At 42.5% G+C, this 20,881-nt stretch carries 23 protein-coding genes and 5 pseudogenes; 9 read left to right on the forward strand and 19 right to left on the reverse strand.

Annotated elements, in window-relative coordinates:
• Positions 1 to 33: 33 nt before the first annotated feature.
• Positions 34 to 183, reverse strand: coding sequence for a hypothetical protein (locus M1D98_RS12400; RefSeq protein WP_121642933.1), 150 nt, complete (start codon positions 181 to 183; stop codon positions 34 to 36).
• A gap of 40 nt (positions 184 to 223) precedes the next feature.
• On the opposite strand from M1D98_RS12400, the gene M1D98_RS12405 reads away from it, so the two are divergent.
• Positions 224 to 358, forward strand: a complete 135-nt coding sequence (locus tag M1D98_RS12405) for a YqzM family protein (RefSeq protein ID WP_003229983.1) — start codon at positions 224 to 226, stop codon at positions 356 to 358.
• Positions 359 to 398: 40 nt separating this feature from the next.
• Here the strand turns inward: M1D98_RS12405 and M1D98_RS12410 are convergent.
• The 3 genes and pseudogenes from M1D98_RS12410 to M1D98_RS12420 form a co-directional block, all read right to left on the reverse strand.
• Positions 399 to 2,728: pseudogene (locus M1D98_RS12410) on the reverse strand (DNA internalization-related competence protein ComEC/Rec2).
• Between the two features lie 3 nt (positions 2,729 to 2,731).
• Positions 2,732 to 3,301: a ComE operon protein 2 gene (locus M1D98_RS12415; RefSeq protein ID WP_121642935.1), complete on the reverse strand. Its 570-nt coding sequence runs from the start codon at positions 3,299 to 3,301 to the stop codon at positions 2,732 to 2,734.
• 66 nt (positions 3,302 to 3,367) lie between these two features.
• Positions 3,368 to 3,985, reverse strand: a complete 618-nt coding sequence (locus M1D98_RS12420) for a helix-hairpin-helix domain-containing protein (protein WP_121642936.1) — start codon at positions 3,983 to 3,985, stop codon at positions 3,368 to 3,370.
• An 83-nt stretch (positions 3,986 to 4,068) separates the two neighbouring features.
• On the opposite strand from M1D98_RS12420, the gene comER reads away from it, so the two are divergent.
• A complete protein-coding gene (comER, locus tag M1D98_RS12425) occupies positions 4,069 to 4,890 on the forward strand; it encodes a late competence protein ComER (RefSeq protein WP_010330728.1) in 822 nt (273 codons plus the stop codon).
• 65 nt (positions 4,891 to 4,955) lie between these two features.
• Here the strand turns inward: comER and M1D98_RS12430 are convergent, their stop codons facing one another.
• Genes M1D98_RS12430 through M1D98_RS12465 form a run of 8 tightly spaced genes read right to left on the reverse strand, consistent with a single transcriptional unit; the run spans position 4,956 to position 9,968 of the window.
• Complete coding sequence (locus M1D98_RS12430) at positions 4,956 to 5,699, reverse strand: class I SAM-dependent DNA methyltransferase (RefSeq protein ID WP_010330729.1); 744 nt, start codon at positions 5,697 to 5,699, stop codon at positions 4,956 to 4,958.
• On the reverse strand, positions 5,696 to 6,052 hold the full coding sequence (gene rsfS / locus M1D98_RS12435) for a ribosome silencing factor (protein WP_039074535.1): 357 nt from the start codon (positions 6,050 to 6,052) through the stop codon (positions 5,696 to 5,698). Before rsfS ends, M1D98_RS12430 begins: the two co-directional genes overlap by 4 nt.
• 17 nt (positions 6,053 to 6,069) lie before the next feature.
• On the reverse strand, positions 6,070 to 6,630 hold the full coding sequence (gene yqeK / locus M1D98_RS12440; RefSeq protein WP_121642937.1) for a bis(5'-nucleosyl)-tetraphosphatase (symmetrical) YqeK: 561 nt from the start codon (positions 6,628 to 6,630) through the stop codon (positions 6,070 to 6,072).
• On the reverse strand, positions 6,620 to 7,189 hold the full coding sequence (locus tag M1D98_RS12445) for a nicotinate-nucleotide adenylyltransferase (protein ID WP_456279618.1): 570 nt from the start codon (positions 7,187 to 7,189) through the stop codon (positions 6,620 to 6,622). The genes yqeK and M1D98_RS12445 overlap by 11 nt, the downstream gene beginning before the upstream one ends.
• A gap of 11 nt (positions 7,190 to 7,200) precedes the next feature.
• Positions 7,201 to 7,491 carry a ribosome assembly RNA-binding protein YhbY gene (gene yhbY / locus M1D98_RS12450; RefSeq protein ID WP_003226133.1) on the reverse strand — a complete coding sequence of 97 codons (291 nt, stop codon included), beginning with the start codon at positions 7,489 to 7,491 and terminating at the stop codon, positions 7,201 to 7,203.
• Complete coding sequence (aroE, locus tag M1D98_RS12455; RefSeq protein WP_456279619.1) at positions 7,485 to 8,327, reverse strand: shikimate dehydrogenase; 843 nt, start codon at positions 8,325 to 8,327, stop codon at positions 7,485 to 7,487. The genes yhbY and aroE overlap by 7 nt, the downstream gene beginning before the upstream one ends.
• 18 nt (positions 8,328 to 8,345) lie before the next feature.
• Positions 8,346 to 9,446, reverse strand: coding sequence for a ribosome biogenesis GTPase YqeH (gene yqeH / locus M1D98_RS12460; RefSeq protein WP_010330734.1), 1,101 nt, complete (start codon positions 9,444 to 9,446; stop codon positions 8,346 to 8,348).
• A 3-nt stretch (positions 9,447 to 9,449) separates the two neighbouring features.
• Entirely contained in the window at positions 9,450 to 9,968 is a 519-nt protein-coding gene (locus M1D98_RS12465) for a YqeG family HAD IIIA-type phosphatase (RefSeq protein ID WP_003226126.1), read from the reverse strand.
• A 357-nt stretch (positions 9,969 to 10,325) separates the two neighbouring features.
• Between M1D98_RS12465 and sda the strand changes: the two genes are divergently transcribed.
• The gene (gene sda, locus M1D98_RS12470; protein WP_003226124.1) at positions 10,326 to 10,466 is read left to right on the forward strand and encodes a sporulation histidine kinase inhibitor Sda; all 141 of its coding nucleotides are present in this window, start codon (positions 10,326 to 10,328) and stop codon (positions 10,464 to 10,466) included.
• 304 nt (positions 10,467 to 10,770) lie between these two features.
• On the opposite strand, the gene M1D98_RS12475 is transcribed toward sda, so the two are convergent.
• On the reverse strand, positions 10,771 to 11,502 hold the full coding sequence (locus tag M1D98_RS12475; RefSeq protein ID WP_010330735.1) for an SGNH/GDSL hydrolase family protein: 732 nt from the start codon (positions 11,500 to 11,502) through the stop codon (positions 10,771 to 10,773).
• A 253-nt stretch (positions 11,503 to 11,755) separates the two neighbouring features.
• A pseudogene (locus tag M1D98_RS12480) lies at positions 11,756 to 12,345 on the reverse strand (peptidoglycan recognition protein family protein).
• A gap of 212 nt (positions 12,346 to 12,557) precedes the next feature.
• Between M1D98_RS12480 and M1D98_RS12485 the strand changes: the two are divergent.
• The gene (locus tag M1D98_RS12485; protein WP_010330736.1) at positions 12,558 to 13,184 is read left to right on the forward strand and encodes a TVP38/TMEM64 family protein; all 627 of its coding nucleotides are present in this window, start codon (positions 12,558 to 12,560) and stop codon (positions 13,182 to 13,184) included.
• 17 nt (positions 13,185 to 13,201) lie between these two features.
• Here the strand turns inward: M1D98_RS12485 and gnd are convergent, their stop codons facing one another.
• Positions 13,202 to 14,095, reverse strand: a complete 894-nt coding sequence (gnd, locus tag M1D98_RS12490) for a phosphogluconate dehydrogenase (NAD(+)-dependent, decarboxylating) (protein ID WP_435576516.1) — start codon at positions 14,093 to 14,095, stop codon at positions 13,202 to 13,204.
• 350 nt (positions 14,096 to 14,445) lie between these two features.
• Here gnd and M1D98_RS12495 point away from each other — a divergent pair, with 350 nt between their 5' ends.
• Positions 14,446 to 15,165 carry a YqeB family protein gene (locus M1D98_RS12495; RefSeq protein ID WP_456279620.1) on the forward strand — a complete coding sequence of 240 codons (720 nt, stop codon included), beginning with the start codon at positions 14,446 to 14,448 and terminating at the stop codon, positions 15,163 to 15,165.
• A 35-nt stretch (positions 15,166 to 15,200) separates the two neighbouring features.
• Here the strand turns inward: M1D98_RS12495 and M1D98_RS12500 are convergent.
• A pseudogene (locus M1D98_RS12500) lies at positions 15,201 to 15,611 on the reverse strand (sporulation protein).
• Between the two features lie 200 nt (positions 15,612 to 15,811).
• On the opposite strand from M1D98_RS12500, the gene sigK reads away from it, so the two are divergent.
• The 4 genes and pseudogenes from sigK to M1D98_RS12520 all read left to right on the forward strand — a co-directional run.
• The gene (gene sigK / locus M1D98_RS12505; protein ID WP_013308023.1) at positions 15,812 to 16,540 is read left to right on the forward strand and encodes an RNA polymerase sporulation sigma factor SigK; all 729 of its coding nucleotides are present in this window, start codon (positions 15,812 to 15,814) and stop codon (positions 16,538 to 16,540) included.
• A 502-nt stretch (positions 16,541 to 17,042) separates the two neighbouring features.
• Positions 17,043 to 17,330 (forward strand): hypothetical protein, encoded by a 288-nt coding sequence (locus M1D98_RS12510; RefSeq protein WP_435576514.1) that lies wholly within the window; start codon positions 17,043 to 17,045, stop codon positions 17,328 to 17,330.
• Positions 17,331 to 17,453: 123 nt separating this feature from the next.
• A pseudogene (locus M1D98_RS12515) lies at positions 17,454 to 17,662 on the forward strand (IS5/IS1182 family transposase); the annotation flags it as partial.
• Positions 17,644 to 17,994, forward strand: a pseudogene (locus M1D98_RS12520) (transposase); the annotation flags it as partial. The pseudogenes M1D98_RS12515 and M1D98_RS12520, both read left to right, overlap by 19 nt.
• Before the next feature lie 115 nt (positions 17,995 to 18,109).
• Here M1D98_RS12520 and M1D98_RS12525 read toward each other — a convergent pair.
• From M1D98_RS12525 to M1D98_RS12535, 3 genes are all read right to left on the reverse strand, one after another.
• Positions 18,110 to 19,252: an anion permease gene (locus M1D98_RS12525; RefSeq protein WP_456279621.1), complete on the reverse strand. Its 1,143-nt coding sequence runs from the start codon at positions 19,250 to 19,252 to the stop codon at positions 18,110 to 18,112.
• Between the two features lie 122 nt (positions 19,253 to 19,374).
• Complete coding sequence (vcpD, locus tag M1D98_RS12530) at positions 19,375 to 19,746, reverse strand: ArsD-related vicinal cysteine protein VcpD (protein WP_435576511.1); 372 nt, start codon at positions 19,744 to 19,746, stop codon at positions 19,375 to 19,377.
• 13 nt (positions 19,747 to 19,759) lie between these two features.
• Positions 19,760 to 20,869, reverse strand: a complete 1,110-nt coding sequence (locus M1D98_RS12535) for a GTP-binding protein (RefSeq protein ID WP_456279622.1) — start codon at positions 20,867 to 20,869, stop codon at positions 19,760 to 19,762.
• Between the last annotated feature and the right edge of the window lie 12 nt (positions 20,870 to 20,881).

Here is a 20,881-nt window from a genome sequence, read left to right on the forward strand (position 1 = left end):
ACGACTTCCTCTCTTTCATCATCCCCTTCTATCCTAAATTGAGTTTGGAAAATAGTAAAGAGGAAGCCTGACTGCTGCTTCCCCATTTATATTAAACGCCTGTTCGCAAGCCCCCGGGACAGCTTGTAAAAAGGCGATAATCACCAGAACAAAAAACGTTACCTTAGCTTCTAGATTTTTCAAAACGATTCCATTATACTTAAAGCAGTCAGGAGGGATTGAATTGAATGATTTTGAAAAAAACGTTCAAAGCAAACGAAATGATGCTGTCGATTCAGCTGTTGGTTTTGTTGTGTCCTTCGGATTTTTCGCCTTCTTGTTTGTCATGGCAACGGTTATTCACCTGGTTGGTTCATAACAGCGACTGCCCGGGCTGCTGATTTCTCGGCAGTCTTTTTTTAGTTCGTCTCTGTTATTCTGATGTATCATATGGAGGATAGACAGAAAAGGTTCCAACTCTGTTCTGATATCTGTATTGGATCGTTCCGTTTTGATCGGTGCGCAGCACGCGGATGGAATGTTTCTGTAATAGTTGCAGAACTTCTTGATGGGGGTGATGGTACCGATTGTTTTCTCCCGCTGAGATAAGGGCCGTTTCCGGCTGAAGCTGTTTGATAAATTCTTCCCCGGTAGAGCCTTTGCTTCCATGATGCCCAACCTTTAACACGTCTGCTTTTAGATTCGGAAACATGCGCATAACCTCCTGCTCCCCTTCTTTCTCCAAATCACCAGTCAAGATCCAGCTCACACCGCCCGTTTTCATCCACAAAACGAGAGAAGAATTATTTTTGCTTGCCGGATCAGGTGCGTCCGGTGATAGTACATGAAACTGTAAATCCTTTATGTGCAATACATCGCCTCGCTTCACTTCTTCAATTGCCACTCCCTCTTCTCTGGCAGCCTGGAGCACTTTCTCATCTTTAGGTTCAGAAACGAATCCTTTCGGAATCACGAGACGCTTCACTTTATGATGCTTCAGCAGAGTCTCCGCCTCCCCGATATGATCTTGGTCAGCATGCGTCAGTATCAAAGCGTCAAGCTGTTTGATTCCCTTAGCGGTTAAGAACGGAATCAGCACCTTTTCCCCGAGTGAAAACGGATGCTGTTTCTCCCGCCATGGCTCTGATAAGTAAGACAACGTGCCGCCAGTATCAATTAAAACATGGCCTTGCTGATACGGGGCACCGACATACATGCTGTCACCCTGCCCGATATCAATCATATCGACCTCTCCTTCAGAACTAAAACGCGGATAAATAAAAAGAAGGCAGAGCACCGCGCAGCAAATGCCCCCATTAATCATCAGCTGTGATAAGGAGCGTTTTTCAATTGCCATAAGCAATGCGATGATCGCGGCCGTGAACAAAAAGAGCAAAACAGGGGCGGGACGTGCAATGATAATTGTAAATACATCAATATCTGCTATTCTTGTGATCAGCTTGTTGATCCAGCTCATCAGGAAATCAAACCAGCTGAAGAACAACCGGCCAGCCGAAGCGGAAAGGCTTAATAAAAAAACACCTGCTATAGCTCCTGGCAAAACACAGAATGTATAAATGGGAACAAGCACCATGTTCATCAGTACGCTAATCATAGAAAACTGCTGAAAATGATACAGAAGAATGGGAAGTGAACCCAGCTGAGCGATCAGTGATACCATTGTCATCTGACCTAGGGAGGTTTTAACATGTTGAAAAATAGAAGAGGAGAGCACTAAAGAAAAACTGACGGCGAATGACAGCTGAAAACCGGCTTCAAAGAGATGGTAAGGATTGAAGAGCAGGAGGGTGATGTATGAAAGGCAGATTGCACCAGCAGCATGTACACGCCATTTAACAAGACTTCCAGCTAAGTAAATTCCCGACATTAGCGCGGCGCGAAGCACTGAAGGAGCAGCGCCAGTCAACATCACATAGAGCGGCAATAATACCAGCAACAGGATTGCTGCCTTTTCTCTGGTTATTCCAACACGGATCATGATATAAAACAAGCCGGCTGTCAAAATGCCGACGTGCAGTCCTGAAATCGCCAAGAGATGGACAACACCAAGCTTTTGGTACGCGTTAAGCACCCCGTCTTCCACGTGAAATCTGTCACCTACTATAAGAGCTTGTACGATTCCTGCCGAAGCAGGAGGCAGCAGGCTGTTAGTGAATGACACGATATCTTTTCTTAAACCGAGCAGTTTATAACTGAAATTAGCAGGTTCGCTGCAATTTTGAATAGATGCAATAGAATAGTTCCAGTGAATATGCTGCCGGTAAAGATATTCGTTATAATCAAACGCGCCCGGCACAGTTGCGTGTTTAGGTTCTTCCAGTGTGCCAGTCCATTCACATGCCATTCCCGGCTCTATATTTGACAGCTGATCTTTTTCACCGGCAGACTGAATGCGATACGAAGCGGCCCATTTTTCGCCATCAGGCGTCTTAACTATCATGGACATACGGTCGCCGTCAATTTTAGGAATGCTGTCAATGACTGCCCTGACTTGATAGGTTCCCCGCTGATATAAAGAAACATTTTGGGAATCTGTGACGGCATACAATGCAAAAAACAATATAAAAGAGAAGAAAGAAACAAATATGAGAAAAGCGTGTCTCGTTTTGATGAGGATGATAAGGAGAAAGAGGAAGAAAAGAAATACAGCGGAGAAATAAGCGGCGGCAGTGATTCCAGCCGTTGCTGAAGCTGCCGCCAAAGGCAATATTAAGCGCGAGCTACGCATTCATCACACATAGCTCGTGAAAAGTGTATTGGCTTGTTCATGTATTTTCTTCAAATCTTCCTCTGCAAGACCGGCATCCGCCAGTCTCTCTAAAAGACCAGCTACAAATGAAAGCTTTTCCCTGTTTTTCAAATCAACGATCATTTCATCGAGTTCAACCTGTTCAACGGTGACACCCGCCTGTTCAAATAATTCCTGCGCGTAAGGATTCGTTTTGTAATCCTCAGCAAAATAAACTGTTTTAATACCCGCTTGAATGATAGATTTACAGCATTGAATGCACGGATAATGCGTCACATAAATCTCCGCTCCATCTGTCGGCACCCCGAACTTTGAACATTGAAGAATCGCATTCATTTCAGCGTGAATCGTTCTTGCGCAATGATCATCTATCATCAGGCAGCCTTCGTCTGCGCAGTGCACGCCGCCAGCGATTGACCCATTATAGCCTCCGGCAATCATGCGTTTGTCTCTGACTATAGTAGCGCCGACAGACAATCTCGGGCAAGTACTGCGCAACGCCAGTAAATGGCTTTGAGCCATAAAGTATTGATTCCATGAAATTCGTTCCACGTTGTTCCCTCCAAATGTTGTGTTGCCTAGCCTTTAGTTTACCTATCATGATGCATGACCGTCAAATCACTTTACTGTAATGGAAGACTTTATTTTATCAAACGACTTCTCACCGATTCCCGACACCTTCGTGATCTCTTCAATTGTCTGGAAACGCCCGTTTTCTTCACGGTATGCGATAATAGCTTCAGCTTTTGATGGTCCCACCCCTGGGATGCCTTGTAATTCCTCTAAGGTTGCTGTATTGATATTTACCAGTGCTTCTTTCCCGCCGCCGCTTCTCACATCGTCTCCGGACCCTTGCCGCCCCGATTCCTCCTCTCCCTTTTTCGGAATATACACCACTGTCCCGTCCTGCAGCAACTCCGCCAAGTTAACTTGCATCTCATCTGCTTGTTCACTGGCCCCGCCCGCTCTCTCAATTGCCTGAGATACTCGGTCCCCTGTTTGCATCTCATAAACGCCGGGATGCTGGACAGCCCCTTTTATATCAATCACAATGGTATCGTCTGAATCGTCTTTTACGGCCTCCTGCTTTACCTCCGGATTTTCTGTCTCAGTTGATACAGCCTGCTTTACCGGCTCTTTGTTTTCCCTGCTGGCCAAGAAGAAAATAACCGCTATGAAAGCAGCCGCAAAAGCCGCTAAAATGATTGCTTTTTTATGCTGGATCAACCAATTCATCGTGCATGTTCCCCGCTTTCGTCATAATTTATTTTCATCACACATATGGTTTAGAGGATAATAGCTCAAAGGAGGGGAAATCAGTGAAGATTGGTTTTATCGGCACAGGAAATATGGGGACGATCCTTATAGAATCATTTATTGAATCAAAAGCAGCCGATCCCTCAAACATCACAATCACAAACCGCACAATTGAAAAAGCGTTACACATAAAAAACCGCTACAGCAGCATAAACGTAACAGAAAGTCTAGAAAAGCTTGTTTCTGAAAACGAGATGATTTTTATTTGTGTGAAGCCGCTTGACATATATCCTTTACTAGCAAGGGCGGTGCCTTATGTCAGAAAGGACCATATTCTTATTTCAATTACAAGCCCCGTTCAAACTGAACAGCTCGAGCAATATGTGCCATGCCAAGTGGCGCGAGTGATCCCAAGTATTACGAACAGAGCGCTGGCCGGCGTTTCTCTCGTCACTTTCGGCACAAGCTGCGGAGAAGCTGCAAAAGCGAAAGTCAATGAGCTGATGAAGCATATCTCCCATCCGCTGCAAATTGAAAGTGACATTACAAGGGTAGCATCAGATATCGTAAGCTGCGGACCCGCTTTTATGAGCTATCTGATTCAGCGGTTTATAGATGCTGCCGTATCGGAAACATCGGTATCCAAACAGGACGCTATTCTGATGTGTAAGGAAATGCTTGTCGGAATGGGAAAACTGTTAGAAACGGAATTGTACACCCTGCCCGCGTTGCAGGAAAAGGTTTGCGTTAAAGGCGGTGTGACAGGAGAAGGCATTAAAGCGCTGGAAAGCGGTGTGCAGGATATGTTTCACCGGGTATTCCAAAATACTCATATGAAGTATGAGGAGGACATTTCCGCAGTGAAGAAGCAGTTCCATGTGTAGACGAGTGTCTCATACATTTGTCTGTCCTGCAAAGGAATAAAAAAGCATTTTAAAAAACCATCGTATTAGGAAACGATGGTTTTTGATTTCTGCGCCTTGAAGAATAGGCGTTCTGATTGTGCAGTTGGCTCTGCATCCGTAAAATCAGCTGTCACGCGGTGAAGCTGAAAGCCGCAGTTCTCGAGCATTTCTTTGTATTCATCAACCGGGAATGTTCTTTGCTCGTGCGTCTCATCAAAGCGGTCATACGCTTCTCCGTTCCACACAAAAAACGACATATCGTGGATGACAGAAAGCTCTTCACTTCCGGAAAAGCTCTGCCAAATATAGCTGATATCTTCGTCCTGGTCAGCAAATGTGCTATCCGGAAAGACTTCACCAACTTTATATGATGAATGAACATCAAACAGCAACATGCCTTCAGGCTTCAACACCCGAAATACACTTTTGAAGGTTTCAATGACATCATTTTTCGTTTTTAAATAATTTAATGAGTCACAACATATCGCAACAGCGTCAAACTGGCCGTCAAAACCGGTCATCTCTCTCATATCCTGCTGAAGAAAAAGAATCGGCTGGTTACTGGAGACCTTTTGCTGGGCGTAAGCAAGCATTTCCTCACTGAGATCGATCCCTGTGACCTCGAAGCCCTTTTCGGCAAGCCGGATTGAGATCTCTCCTGTGCCGCATGCCAAATCGAGGATACGGCCTTTTTCCGGGAGAGATGCTTCAATCCACTTTGTCCATTGATCGTAAGGTGCGTGCGACATTAACTCGTCATACACGCTTGCAAAGCCTTGATAAATCATTGGTTCATTCCAAGCTCAAGATCTGCGAGCGGAGCGTCTCCCCACAGTTTTTCCAGATTGTAATAACTTCTTTCATCCTTGTGGAAGACATGGACAATCACATCACCAAGGTCAACGAGCACCCATCTTGCTTCATCGAAGCCTTCCATCTTTTTGATTTGAATGTCGTTTTCTTCAGCCTGATCCTTGATTTCACGAGCAATCGCCTGCACCTGTTTATCTGAATTCCCGTGGCAGATCAGAAAGTAATCTGCAACCAGAGATATGCCTTCCATATCCAGTGCTAAAATATCTTCTGCGCGTTTATCATCGCAAGCTGCAGCTGCGATCTTTAGAATGGACTTTTGGTTCATTCACAAATTCCTCCTGTTCAGTTACCAGACACAAGCCAGTTATACGTTGAGAATGTGTCCGGAAAAACCGGTTGATTTTTTTTCATAAGAAACATCATTGTATTTTTAATGGATTGAATGAGCGCTTGATTCAAATCTGTCTCAGCAAGCTTACGCACCTCATCGACACCGGGAAATGCCCGGTTGGGCTCAATGTAATCGGCTACGTAAATCACTTTTTCCAAAAGTGTCATGCCGGGCCGACCAGAAGTATGATACCTGATGGCGTCAAGAATGTCTTCGTCTTGAATCCCCGCTTCTCTTTGGGCCAAATAAGCGCCAACCGGAGCGTGCCACAGCTCCGGATTATGATCCAATAAATGTGAAGGCATTTTTTCCCTGGCGATAATCTGTTTCATTTCTTCTTTCGGGCGGAATTTGGCATAGTCATGAAAGATAGCGGCTGTTTCCGCTTTTTTAAGGTCGGCTCCAAATCGCTCCGCAAGTTCGATCGCCGTGTTCATCACGCCCAGCGTGTGGATATATCGGTGTTCGGTCAATTGCTGCTTGACGCAGGCAAGTGCCTCCTCACGATTCATATAAACCATTCTCCTCTACATACTTCTTCACTTTATCAGGGATTAAGTAGTCAGTGTGCTTCCTGCTTTTAAACCGTTCCCTTATCATAGTTGATGATACCTCAAATTCCGGAACGTCTGCAAAGAGAAGCGGATAAGGGGTTTCAATATGAAAACCGGGGCGCTTTACTCCAATAAATTGAATGAGGTTCAGCAGTTCGTCCAGCTTATACCATTTCGGCAAATATTCAATCATATCAGCACCGATAATAAAGAACAGCTGATCATTCGGATAACGCTGCTTCAGTAAAGAAACAGTATCAAACGTATAGGAAGGCCCTTCTCTTTCCATTTCAGCCAGCTCCAGCTTAAAGGACGGATTGGACTGAATCGCAAGCTTCAGCATTTCCACACGATGAAAGCTGTCCGTATAGTTTTCGTCCTGCTTATGCGGCGGAATTTGATTGGGCATAAACCAAATTTCATCAAGCCCCGCCTGGTACAGCACCTCATTCGCCATTAAGAGGTGACCGTTATGCGGAGGGTCAAACGTGCCTCCGAAAATTCCGATTTTCTTCATTTCAACCACCTTTAAGGAAGCTCGATTTGTTTGTTTTCCTTTGATTCCTTATATAACACAATCGTATTGCCGATTGTTTGCACCAATTGAGATCGGCTTCCTTTTACAAGAGCTTCCGCCACATCGTTTTTATCCTCTTCACAATTCTGAAGAACACTGACTTTAATGAGCTCTCTTGCTTCCAGCGCCTCGGCGATTTGTTTAATCATGTTGTCGTTTACCCCGCCTTTTCCCACTTGAAAAATCGGCGTTAAATGATGTGCTTTTGAACGTAAAAAACGTTTTTGTTTACCTGTTAACATTCTGTTCCTCCTAATTTTCCTATAACAATCGATCTCATTTTTTCAATATCAGGCTCTTTTCCAGTCCACAATTGGAAAGACAATGCTGCCTGTTCTACAAACATGCCCACTCCATCTAGCGTCTTCAGGCCATTTTGGTTTGCTTCTTTTAAAAGGGCCGTCTGAATTGGATTATACACGATATCGCATACGACGGCACAGCTTGCTGCATGCTGCAATGAAAGCGGCGCATCTTCCACGTTCGGATACATGCCCACAGACGTTGTATGGATGATTACATCATACTGCTCAAGCCGCTTTTCTGCTTCTGTCATGCTTAACACTTCTTTATTGTGAAATGAGGGAGCGGATTCTGAAAGCTGCTTTGCTTTTTCTAGCGTCCGGTTGCAAATGTCAAACTTTTTCGGTATATCACGGGCGATTGTTGTAAAGATGGCTCTTGCCGCTCCGCCCGCGCCGACCATTAAGAATGACAGCTCAGAGATGGGCTTGTCCAATACCTTCATTAATGACTTGACAAAGCCTTCCCCGTCGGTATTGTATCCGACAAGCTTGTCTCCCTCTCTCCTCACCGTGTTTACGGCACCAATCACTTTAGCACTCTCGTCAATATGATCCAAATAATTCATAATGGATACCTTATGCGGCACAGTAACATTGATGCCCTGTACGCCGAGTGCTCTTATTCCTTTTACCGCATCTTCAAGATCATTCTCTTCTACTTTGAAGGCATGATAATATCCGTCTAAACCGAGATCTTTCAACGATGCGTTATGAATATCAGGTGACATGGAATGGCCAATCGGATTTCCGATAACCCCGTACAGCTTTTTCATGCTCCTCTCCCCTTTTCATTAAATTAATGAGCGCCGAACAAACACGTGCACGCCTTTTGGCGCGTAAGCAGTTACTTTTTTATCAGCGTCATGCACCGTTACCCAGCCTAACCCAGAGAACACGATATCTGTCTTTTTGTCTTTTATCGTAAACGTATGAGCGACCAATTCCGGAAACTCACCCATTTCATCTTTTCCCGGAGGCGTGAGCAATTCCCCAGCATGCTTTTCATAAAGCGCGTCTGCATTTTCTAATTTTGTTCTATGAATCATCAGCTCATTTGGCATATAGCAAATAAAAGGAGCCCTTTCTCCGGACACGTAATCGAACCTTGCAAGCCCGCCGAAATACAGTGTTTGCTGATCGTTAAGCTGGAATGTGCGAGGCTTCAGCTCCTTTTTAGGAGATAGTATTTTCAAGTCCTTTTTATTGACATAATGCGCCATTTGGTGATGGTTGATAATTCCCGGTGTATCATAAAGCGCTGAGCCGTCGTCCAGCGGGATTTCAATCGCATCAAGGGTTGTACCCGGAAATTGGGAAGTCGTAATAATATCTTCTTCACCTGATACTTCTTTAATAATCCGGTTAATAAAGGTTGACTTTCCTACATTGGTACACCCGACAACATAAACGTCTTTATCGTTGCGATAGTGCTCAATCGCATCAATGACTTCTCTGATCCCCTGGCCGCGTCCCGCACTGACTAAAAATACGTCAACCGGTTTTAAGCCAAGCTCTTTCGCTTCACGCTTCATCCACTGGATCAGACGCTCTCTTTTCAATGACTTGGGCAAAATATCGGCTTTATTGCCGACCAATAAGACAGGGTTCCCCCCTACCAAGCGCTGCAGCCCATTGATCCAGCTGCCGTTAAAATCAAAAATATCAACAATTTTAACAACGAGAGAATCCGTTTCCCCTATACCGTGAAGAATGTTTAAGAAATCATCATCCGTTAAGGAAACATCTTGTATTTCATTATAATTTTTCAGTCTGAAGCAGCGCTGGCAAATGACATTTTCTTTCGTAAGCGATGCCGGCGGCGCGTATCCCAGACCTGATTTGTCCTCGGTTTGGATTGTTACTCCGCAGCCGATACAAACAACCTTATCCATTTCTTACTCCTCCCACTGAATATGCCCTTTTCGTTTGAGAGCACTCAGTATTCTGCGTTCAACCTGGCGGTTAAAGCGCGTAATGAACCCGTCAGAGGAAGCAACAGGCACGACCAAAATCGTATGGTAGCCGTTACGGTTTCCCCCGAGCACATCGGTCAAAAGCTGGTCTCCAATGACCACGCAGTCTTCTTTTTTCAGTTCCATATTGCGCACCGCTCTGTTAAAGGCTTTGCCCATCGGTTTTCTCGCTTTATAGATGAATGGAATTCCAAGCGGTTCTGAAAAAAGTTTTACTCTTCTTTCATTATTATTAGAGACAATCGTCACTTTAATGCCGTGCTCCTTCATTTCTTCAAACCACTCGATCAAACGCGGCGTCGCGTTCGGCCTGTCCCACTCAACAAGCGTATTATCCAGGTCAGTAATGATTCCTTTTACATTTCGTTCTTTTAATTTCTCAGGTGTAATATGAAAAATATTTTTTACAAACTCGTCAGGTAAAAAAAACTTTTTTAACAAAACCTGCACCCTTTCCTTTTCTCTTTAAAATGATTGTCGAAAAAAATCGAACTTGTGCCGAAAGAAAAACTGAGCAAAAAAATTTCGACAAAAATTGGGTTTCTTCACCAGGTGTGGATAAAATTACACACACTATCCACTCTTATTACATCACTCTTTAGACAAATTATAAACACGATACTCACAAGTTATCCACTTTTTGGTGTGGATAACAGAACGATTGTTCTTATATGCATTTCATGGTAGATTAAAGGTAACTTCAGCCTCAGATATGCGCAACGTATCAATATATGCGTTACATTCATGAATGATTCCAACTTTTAAGGAGGTGACTCTCCCATTAATTGGGTTCCAAGCATGAGAAAACTGTCTGATGAATTACTAATAGAATCTTATTTCAAAGCCACTGAAATGAATTTAAACCGTGACTTTATTGAGTTAATTGAAAACGAAATAAAAAGAAGATCGCTCGGACATATTATTTCCGTATCTTCTTAATAGGAACTTGTCTATTTTTTCCGGGCGTATTTCCTTTTTTTACTCAGATGACTGATATTATATCACTTCGGTTGCGGGCTTTACTACTGTTTTCATCAAAAAACACCCCTAAAAAGAGGTGTTTTCAAGGGACGGTAGCTATGCTAACCAATATATGCCGCCCACAACCAGAAGAACAACAACTAAAACAACGATAAAAGCATATCCATATGCCCTGCCTGCGCCATACATTGAAGCGCCTCCTTACATAAGATTTATAACAGCCTATGTAGGAGAAATAAAACGGCTTAGGCCGTTGTCCGGCTCAGTACTTCAAAACCTGCCCATCTTGTATTCCTTCATATACAATCCTTGCTCCTTTAGGTGTCATATGATTGCCTGAAGGATCTATCAGGCCCGATTGGATAAGCGCTTCATCCGTTGCTTTTCCGCCGTCTGCTTCTACAAAATGCTTCCAATTGTCTACAAGAGGGACATCCATGCGCTTCGACACATCCCTTGTTATATCGTTGTATGAGTTGTGCCATTTTCTCGCCCCGCCTTTCGGTTCAAATACAGCTGCTTTATATCTCGAATAGTAAAACAAATGGTGCTTTCCGTTCCCTTCAATAATTGGGATACATGTCATTAGGATTGGCTTGATCCCGTGCTCTCTGCTTTCTTCAATAAAATAAACCAGATTTTCTCTAAAACGCAGCTTCGATACCCTCGGTTTTCCCTCAGTCAGTATCGCGGCGTCATTTGTGCCGAACATAATGAACACATACTTCGGTTTTTGATCCAGCACATCTGCCTGAAACCGCAGACGGGCATCCTCAGTCGTCTGTCCGCCAATTCCCGCGTTGCGTATATCAAGCTTTCCGCGTTCAGCCGTTTTTAACATATTGACCCACTGCTGTGCTTTTGGATAATCGCGATAGTCCCAATTAGAGCCTCGCGTATTACTGTCACCAAATGCTACAACGTCTTCGTATCCCTCCCCCTCGCATCCAGCTGTAACGAACAGCAGAAGGAAAAGGATAAAAAAATGCTTCATCTTTACACCCCCACAAGCCTCACCACTATGTTATACCTCTGTTCCCCCTCGTTCAACGAAGAGTTTCTCGTTCTTCCTGTATTTTTCTTACTGTTAACGTGTCCCCCTCAGTAAAAATCATTCTATTTTCATTGAGGCACGGCCGATGATTCTTTTAAAAATTCCCTTCTTCTCACTCGAAAAAACACCAAATCACACAGAAAAAATATAACCTGAATCCTCCTTGGAAACAGGTTATCCCTTACCCCTGCATTCACTTTACCTTCGATTTAAGCTTGGCCTTTGTTTGGGGTCCATAGATGCCGTCCGCAGTTAATCCGTTCATCAGCTGAAAACGCTTGACGGCATTTGCGGTTTTCGGTCCGTCAACTCCGTTATTTTTGGCGCCCTTGTCAGGATAGAATAGAAAGGTGAAGTAAGTTTTATCATCCCCGACAGCAGCGGATATGATGGAGATGTCTGTTGGGGCGTATCGGCGGAAGTAATTCCATCTTAAAAAGAACTCCCGACATCCAAGAGTTTGCGCGGACATTCTTTCCCGGACCATTTTTGTAGGGAACGACATGGTTCAGCGGAATATTGATTTCTTTCATTCGTTTTCTGATCATTCACTGGGCATTTCAGTTGTTTGCTCAAAATCGCCGTCAGCATTTTCGCAAATTTCAATTCCGATTAATGTGAGCGGTTCCCTGTTCCATTTGTGCCTTCACCAGCATGCCAGCCGTTTTCATCTATCGGAAAATGCAGATAAATGACTGAATCTTCACCTGTAAAATGCCAGCTGACAGATATGCTTGGTTTTTTCACGTAAACCGTAATGTAAGCAGGATATGCCGGAATAATCCTTTTTTAGCCTAGTCATTTCTATCCCTCCCTACTATATAAAGAATGGAGAAAACAGAGAGATGGACAGCCTATTTTACAAGATAGAAAAGAATGGGTTTCCAACCCGGATATCAATTTCAATTGGACCGCTGACATGACACCAGTTATACTAACTCTAGATGACGGAGATTTCAGCTCCTGACATCACCGTAGTTGGGAGTGACACATACATGTTAAAAAAGATACTGGGTATCATCGTCATTTTGACGGTCATTGCAGTCGGTTTTTTTCAGAAAGAGGCTTGGCTTGATGCGATCAAAGCAGGAGGGATGTTTTCTGTTTTATTCAGTATGCTGCTGATTGCTGCCGATGTCTTTTTCCCTATTGTGCCGTTTGCTTTGGTAGCCGCTTTAAATGGAGCTGTGTTCGGAATGGCAAATGGAATCTGGATTACACTGAGCGGCTCCATGCTTGGTACAATCATGCTGTTTTTTCTCGCCAGGTACAGCCTTAGAGATTGGGCCAGAAAAAAAGTTCAGGCCTATCCTGCCATCCAAAGCTACGAGGCTTCTTTCAACAAGAATGCTTTTGCCGCTGTTTTATTAGGAAGGCTCATCCCGGTTATTCCTTCCCTTGTTATGAACGTGATATGCGGGCTGAGTCAGGTTCGCTGGCATGTTTTTTTCTTCGCGTCTCTCATAGGAAAAATCCCGAATATTGTCGTTGTTACCATTGCAGGTGCCAATTTCGCGAGCAATAAATTGCTGTCTTTCAGCATTTACGGAGCCTACATTCTCATCATCATGCTGATCGTTTATAAAAAGTTTCCTCACCTGCTGAACGTGCAAAAAAAATAAGGAGGCGTGTGCGCCCCCTACTTTTTTTCTGTCGCATGGCCTCCGAATTCATTTCGAAGCGCCGCGACAACCTTTCCTGTAAACGTATCGTCTGTTAAAGAACGGTATCTCATCAATAGCGACATGGCGATTACCGGCGTTGCTGTTTGCAGATCAAGCGCTGTTTCCACCGTCCATTTTCCTTCACCTGAGGAATGCATGATACCTTTGATCTGATCCAGCTTCGCATCTTTAGAGAAAGCCCGCTCAGTCAGCCCCATAAGCCAAGATCGAATGACAGAGCCATGATTCCACACCCTGGCGACCTTTTCATAGTCAAAATCAAATTGGCTGTTTTCAAGCACTTCGAATCCTTCACCGATCGCAGCCATCATTCCGTACTCAATGCCATTATGAATCATTTTCAGAAAATGTCCGCTGCCCGCTTCACCAGCGTAAAGATAGCCATTTTCAACGGCAGCATCCCGAAACAGCGGCTCAGCAGCCTCCCATGCTTCTGGGTCGCCTCCCACCATAAAACAGGCTCCGTGGCGTGCGCCTTCCATTCCGCCTGACGTTCCGGCGTCGAGATAATGGATACCCGCTTCTTTCAGTTGATTGTAACGGCGAATCGATTCTTTATAATGAGAATTTCCGGCTTCAATGATGATATCGCCTTGGCTTAATAAAGTTGTCACATCACGCAAAACAGCATCGACAACGCCATGCGGCACCATAACCCATAGTATACGCGGCGTATCTAATGAAGAAATCAACTCGTTTAGATTCGTTGTCCCTTCAGCCCCATAGGCTTTCAATTCATCAACAGCCGATTGATTTACATCATACCCAACCGCTTGATGTTTGCGGTCAATCAATTGTTTTCCTATGTTGATGCCCATTTTTCCCAGCCCGATTAATCCGATTTTCATGTCAATTCCTCCTGGTTGTCTAAAAAGCCTTTACTTTTTATGTTCCCAGTGAACTGAATTGTGATACGCATAAACACAAATGAAGTCAAAAAGGGTTTACTGTTGCACCTTGTTTATATGTTCTTAAGCATTAGCTTTTCTTTTTCCAAAACAGCTTAAGCGGTTTGACTTTCAGCTGCGCCATCCGAGCCGAGACGACTGCCAACTCAAGTCCATGTTTTACCCGGGCGCTATTGTTTCCAGCTGTTGCAGGTCCATTTCCGAGTTTCTTTTTCCCTTGATTTACCAAGTTTTTAAGATAAAATATAGGAAGGAGATTTTGATTTCCCTCAGAAAAAGAAGGTGACATATTGTATAATCGGCCATACACTCTTATAGGAGTTACGAAAACCGCTGTTTACTTGTTATACGTTGCACTTGCAATCATCGGCTTTGCGATCGGGTATTTTGTCCCGCAGTTTGCAAAATGGGCATTGTCACTCCCATGGATCCCTTTCGAGGGACCTCTCCGTCTGGTCACCTCTTTTCAGGGATCACCAGCTGCATTCATTATTGCGTTCCTTGGCGCGTCTGCAGGGATTTGGTTCGCTTATTCTGTTATTGCCATGCTGCTGTCTGTCAAGATTACAGATGACACAGTGGAATTAACCAAGGGAAAGAAAGTGCAAACGATTGATTCCAACGACATCGCTCTTGTGTTTATCGATCAAAAACAGCTTGTCCTCCTAGGAACAGCCGGGTATGAATTGGTGCGGGAAGAAATTGATGAAAAACCACAAAACGTCGAGAAGGCCTTTAGACAGCATCATTACGAATGGTCAGCAGATGGTGATCCGTTCAAAGATCAATTTCGCCGGTGGATACCTGATGCACCAGACCTTTCGCCAGGCGCCCATGCTATATTGAAGGCTCGTCACCAAGCACTGAAAGACGAAGAAACAGACGATGTGGAAGAATTCCGGCTTGAACTTGCACAGCTGGGCATCGTTGTTCGAGACGAAGGCACACGCCAGTATTGGCGAAAAGCAGGAACCAATCCTCCGAACCTTCAGCATCGCGAAGGTTCATAACAACAGAGGCTCAGGAAAGAGCCTCTATTCCTTTATTACTGCACAATAAACAGCACTCTGGTGCCGTCAGGATAACCGCTCATTTGATTCCCTACCCATGAGCCGGCCCCGCGATTATCAGAAGGCGTCACATATCGGACATCTGCCCCCGCGCCGCCCTCCTCACAAACCGCCATCAGCCACTCATCCCGGTCTTAGCCCGGCTTCGTCGGAATTCCTTTTAATGACTCCTGCCGTCTTTTGTCCGCTCCACCCTTGTCGATGGTGCAAATATCAGAATGTCCCTCTGCAATCGCATCTCTATTATGATCCCCTGTTTCCGGATAACGAGACAGCGGAAAAGTCAACACTTTGTCGTACATAGAAGCGCCTTGGATCTGCTGCGGAACCATAAAACAAAGAAGCACTGCTGCAGCAAGAAACAGGCCTGCCATCCACTTTTTCATTCCCATCCCCCCATACACATTTTTTGTACATTTCCATGTATGGGAGTCTGATAAAAATTATTTTTAAAATTTGAAATTCGTATATTGCTCACAAAAGCCAAGCCCCCCTGCGAGAAATTTCCCTGTACAGACACAGACAGCCTTATGCCCACATACATTTACATATAGGCTTTTGCCTACATACTTTTGTGGAGGTGACGATGGTGACAGGTGTTTTCGCAGCGCTCGGCTTTGTTGTTAAAGAGCTTGTCTTTTTAGTATCTTACGTGAAAAACAATGCCTTTCCACAACCGCTCTCAAGCAGCGAGGAAAAAAAATACTTAGAACTTATGGCTAAAGGGGATGAACATGCCAGGAACATGCTGATAGAGCATAATCTTCGCTTGGTCGCCCATATTGTGAAAAAATTCGAAAATACAGGTGAGGATGCAGAGGACTTAATCTCCATCGGAACAATCGGGCTGATCAAAGGGATTGAAAGCTATTCCGCCGGAAAAGGGACAAAGCTGGCGACGTATGCCGCGCGGTGTATTGAGAACGAGATCCTCATGCATTTGCGCGCATTGAAAAAAACAAAAAAAGACGTCTCCCTTCATGATCCAATCGGGCAGGATAAAGAAGGGAATGAAATAAGCCTAATCGACGTTTTAAAATCAGAAAATGAAGACGTGATTGATACGATCCAGCTCAATATGGAGCTTGAAAAAGTGAAGCAATACATCGACATTTTAGATGATCGTGAGAAGGAAGTGATTGTCGGGCGGTTTGGGCTTGATTTGAAGAAGGAAAAAACGCAACGGGAGATTGCCAAAGAGCTTGGTATTTCGCGCAGCTATGTGTCGCGGATCGAAAAGCGGGCGCTGATGAAGATGTTTCATGAGTTTTACCGGGCGGAGAAGGAGAAGCGGAAGAAAGCAAAGGGAAAATAATGGAGAAGAAGCCGGATCTCATATTCCGGCTTTCTGTATTCATTTAAAGGTTTCTTTTCATTGAAATAGAAAAACATTTATGAAAATCACTTTTTGTCATCACTGATAGCTCTCCGAGAAACGGTCTAGGTCGCACCAAAAAATTTCACTAATCCGTTCTTTACTTGCATCCGCCCTAAACAATTAAATGCCAGACGCATACTTCAGCACATCCTTAGTCTGCTTTCTTTATGAAGGCCTCGATCTGGCTGTCGAATACTCGACCTACTTACATATATTGCCATTAATTAAGGCCAATCAATCTATGAAGTTAATAAAAAATTGGATAATCCATATCTGAAAAAAGGAGATAGATTTTATTTAGATAATTTGCACAAGGATCATTTAGAAGTTTTCGATAAAAGAGGAAATTTAAGAGTAGTGTTGAATTTGGATGGAACATTGAACGAAGTTAAGACTAAGAATGCTATTGGAAGAAAATTAAAATAGGCGGTTATGATAGATGAAAAATATTGATAAAATTTTTAGTGCTTTAAAAGAATTAAATGAAAAATATAATAGTACATTAATTTCAACAGAAGAACTTTTAGAAGAAGAGGAAAATATTAAAGAACTTCCGCATATAGATGAAAGATTGAATAAAGTTTTAGCTAACTTAAGTCAAATTGAAGATAAAGAAAAACTAACTTCTGAATTACTACAGTTACATTTAGTAATAGGTGATATAGAATGGCAGTTTGACCAAATACATGAAATGGTTAGACAGGTAATCGAAAATATTGAGGATTAATATTATAAAAAAGGCCTCTTGAAAAGAGAGCCTTTCAGCGTGTCGACAAAGTCACAAAAAGTGGCTTCATCGACACGCTTTTTTGTTAAAATATGAATGAATCTAGATTTTGGAGGTTTTACCATGTTGTCCAAGCATTCAAAAGATCAGCGTGAACAGCTCGAAGTCTTTGCCTTAAGTGAACTTGTCCCTGAAAATCATTTGGTTAGGAAGATGGAAGAAGCCATGAATTTTCGTTTATTTATGATCAAGTTGCCCCTCTTTATTCTTCAAAAGGACGTCCAAGCATTGACCCCGTTGTATTGATCAAAATAAGCAGGACACAGACTTTGTCTTACACACACTTGATCAACTGCCAACACTGCCTGAGAACTGCGTGTTATATAGTGACCAAGGATCTGTGTATACATCTTACGAGTATCAGAAAGCTGTTAAAACAAAAGGCATTACCATGAGCATGTCCCGCAAAGGGACGCCCGCTGATAATGCCTCCATCGAATCGTTTCATTCCTCACTAAAGTCTGAAACGTTCTATCTTAACAGCATTGATCGAACCACGACCGCACGCACTGTCATAGAATACATTCATTATTATAACAATATTCGTATTCAAACGAAACTAAACAACCAATCACCGATAAACTATCGGCAATTGGCTGTTTAAAAGGTGTTTTGATCCCTGTCTCAAAAACAGGGATCAGTCCCTAACTGAGGCAGGCTTTTTTATAAAAATCTACATATTCTTATATTTAGAAAATCGTATAAAGATATAACAGCTGTTAAAGGATTAATTTTAGAATATAGTAGAAAATCATTGCAATAATTCCGGCACCCGGTAAAGTAACAACCCAGGATAGAATAATCTCTCTAATAACTCCAAAATTCAATGCTTCTCGTCCATTTTTTAATCCAGCTCCAATAATAGAAGAAGTACTTACGTGGGTCGTAGAAGCCGGTAATCCAAATTGACTCGAGGCCATAACTAAAGAGGTGGTAGTGAGCACTGCTGACAAGGAGCTATTTTCATCTAATTTAGTCACTTTTTTTGCTAATAGTTCTGTTACTGGCAGCCCTTTAATTAAGCTCCCTAGGCTCATCGCTACAGTAACTAAAATGAAGAATGAAAATGGTAAGGTACTGCTTTGTTCCGAGGAACCATTTAATACAGAGACTAGTAAAGCAATTGCTACAATTTTTGGTGTATCATTGACCGATCGAACGAAACAAATTAAACCACTAGAGATCCATGCAATCCCTATTCCTACTTGGGGATTGATTTTAATTTCATCTACAAATAAATTAAGGAACCAAGCTATACATAAGCCTAATACTGGACTAAGAAGTAAAGGTAAAACAAATTTACTTCCAAGATTCCCCCACAATACACTAGATACACCTTGTGAGATACATGCAACTAAGATAACTGCTCCGATAATAGCATGTGTTGTAGAAACAGGTAATGAAAATTTAGTGGCAAGTGCTACCCAAAGAGTTGCCCCTAGTGCCATAGCCAAAGCCATGATACCCGTGAGTTGATATTCTGAATTCATTAAACCGGCAGTAAATAAACCAACTAGTTTAGAAGCAAGAAAGAAGGAGCATACTCCTCCAATTACAGTCATGACAACGCCATATATTATAGCTGTTAACGCACTAGCGTAGCCAGAAGCTACTAATGAGGATACACCTTTAGAAACATCGTTTCCTCCATTTTCTGCTGCTAACCAAGCAACAACACATAACCCCATAAAGGTTATAAAAGATTCTGATGGTACAATATTAGTTATCACAAAGAAAGTTGTAGTTAAAATGGCGATGATTAAACCTGTTAAAGGGTTAGTCCCAATATTTAATTTCTTTCTTAAACCTGTTTGAACTGCTATATCAATACTTATCTTTTGATTTTGCATCTCTATTTTCACACCCTTTCACCCTGATATAATTTCTTAGCTTTTAGGAAGCTTATCTCTTTATTTAGGAAGCCAATGTTTTATTTATATAGATCTTATTTTAAATAAGGAGCCAATATACTGGCTCCTTACTATTAACTAAATTCTTTTACTACTAGTTCTAAGTGAGGTTTTGTTGCAAAGCTTACTAAGTTCCCGTTTACAACTACAGCTGGTGTTACATACTTAAGGATTGTATCCTCGCTTATATGCTGAAATCCTCTTTGTTTAATTAATTCGCTGAGCTTTTTCTGAGCCATTACTCGATCCATTGAAATATCGTAGTTATAAAGATGCACATTTACCGATTTATCAAAGTACTCCTTTAATTGCTCTTTTAACTCAAGGCTTTCTTCATAAAAATTTTGACTATCTTCGCAGCAGTCAGTATCCTCACCTGATTCTAGTTCACAACATTGAGCACCTGATATACTTGGAAAGATTTCAATTAAGTCACTTGTTTTCATTTATATCCTCTCCTTACAATACTTCGTATAAGCGATGAACAGGCTTTGGTGGTAACGGGCTAAAGCACTCATTATATGTCTCAGTCCATTTCGTACCAAACTCTTGATTAAGCGCACCGATGGCATCTGCTACAACTAAATTTAAGATTGCTGGGGATGCTTCAATACGGATATTTAATACCACTCGTAGTTGTTTTGCATCGTGTACATTTTCTTCAGTAAACGTTGGTTCATCACCTGTATGAACCATACTTGCTTTCACATATCCATTTTCAAGTCCTACATGAACTTTTAAATGAGCAATAGCCATTTTTTCTCTTGCAAAATGAGCATTTAATCTATCTAAGAAGTTTGTAGCCCATTGACGTGGATCTACATCTTGATCAGAACTTAAATCACCTAATATGTTCATCCAAGCTAATTGTGCTTCTCCTTCCGCATATCGTTCGTAATCGATATCAAGAACCTTATCTCCGCCTAAATCTGTTGTTAACCAGGTTTCAGTTAATAGATCAAGGTGATCTCCTCTTTCTGCAGAGATGGTTTGGATCACAGTTTGTGGATAGCGTTGTTGTAAATAGTTATATAGTTTTTCAATTTCTTCAGAAGAGTAACGATCTAATTTGTTGAGCGTAATGATATCTGCTTCAGCTAATTGTTTCTCAAAAATATAACTTATTGATTGTGAAAAAGAAGGTCTTGTTTCATCCGTAGCATTTAACTCATGCATCAATCTAGCTGGATCAACAACAATCGTTAGAGGTGCAGTCTTAAACTGTTCTGAATAATACTGTTTTAGTGGTTGAATTACAGTAGCAGCTAAATCTGTACAACTTCCTACAGCTTCTGCAATAATGACATCTGGTTGTTTTTCTTCTAATAATCCAGTTAAATTCTCGTATAGATCTTCAAATTGACAGCAGAAACATCCGCCTGTTACTTCTTTTGTATCTAAGCCGTTTTTACGAGCTAGTTCAGTATCAATCAACTCTTTCCCTTGGTCATTTGTTACAATAGCAACACGATAACCTTGCTCCTCAAGTTTTAAAGCAGAATTAATCATTGTAGTTGTCTTACCAGCTCCTAAAAATCCTCCAAGTAACACTAATTTTGCAGTTTTCATTTTCATTCCCCC

The organism is Bacillus sp. K7 (assembly GCF_053903245.1).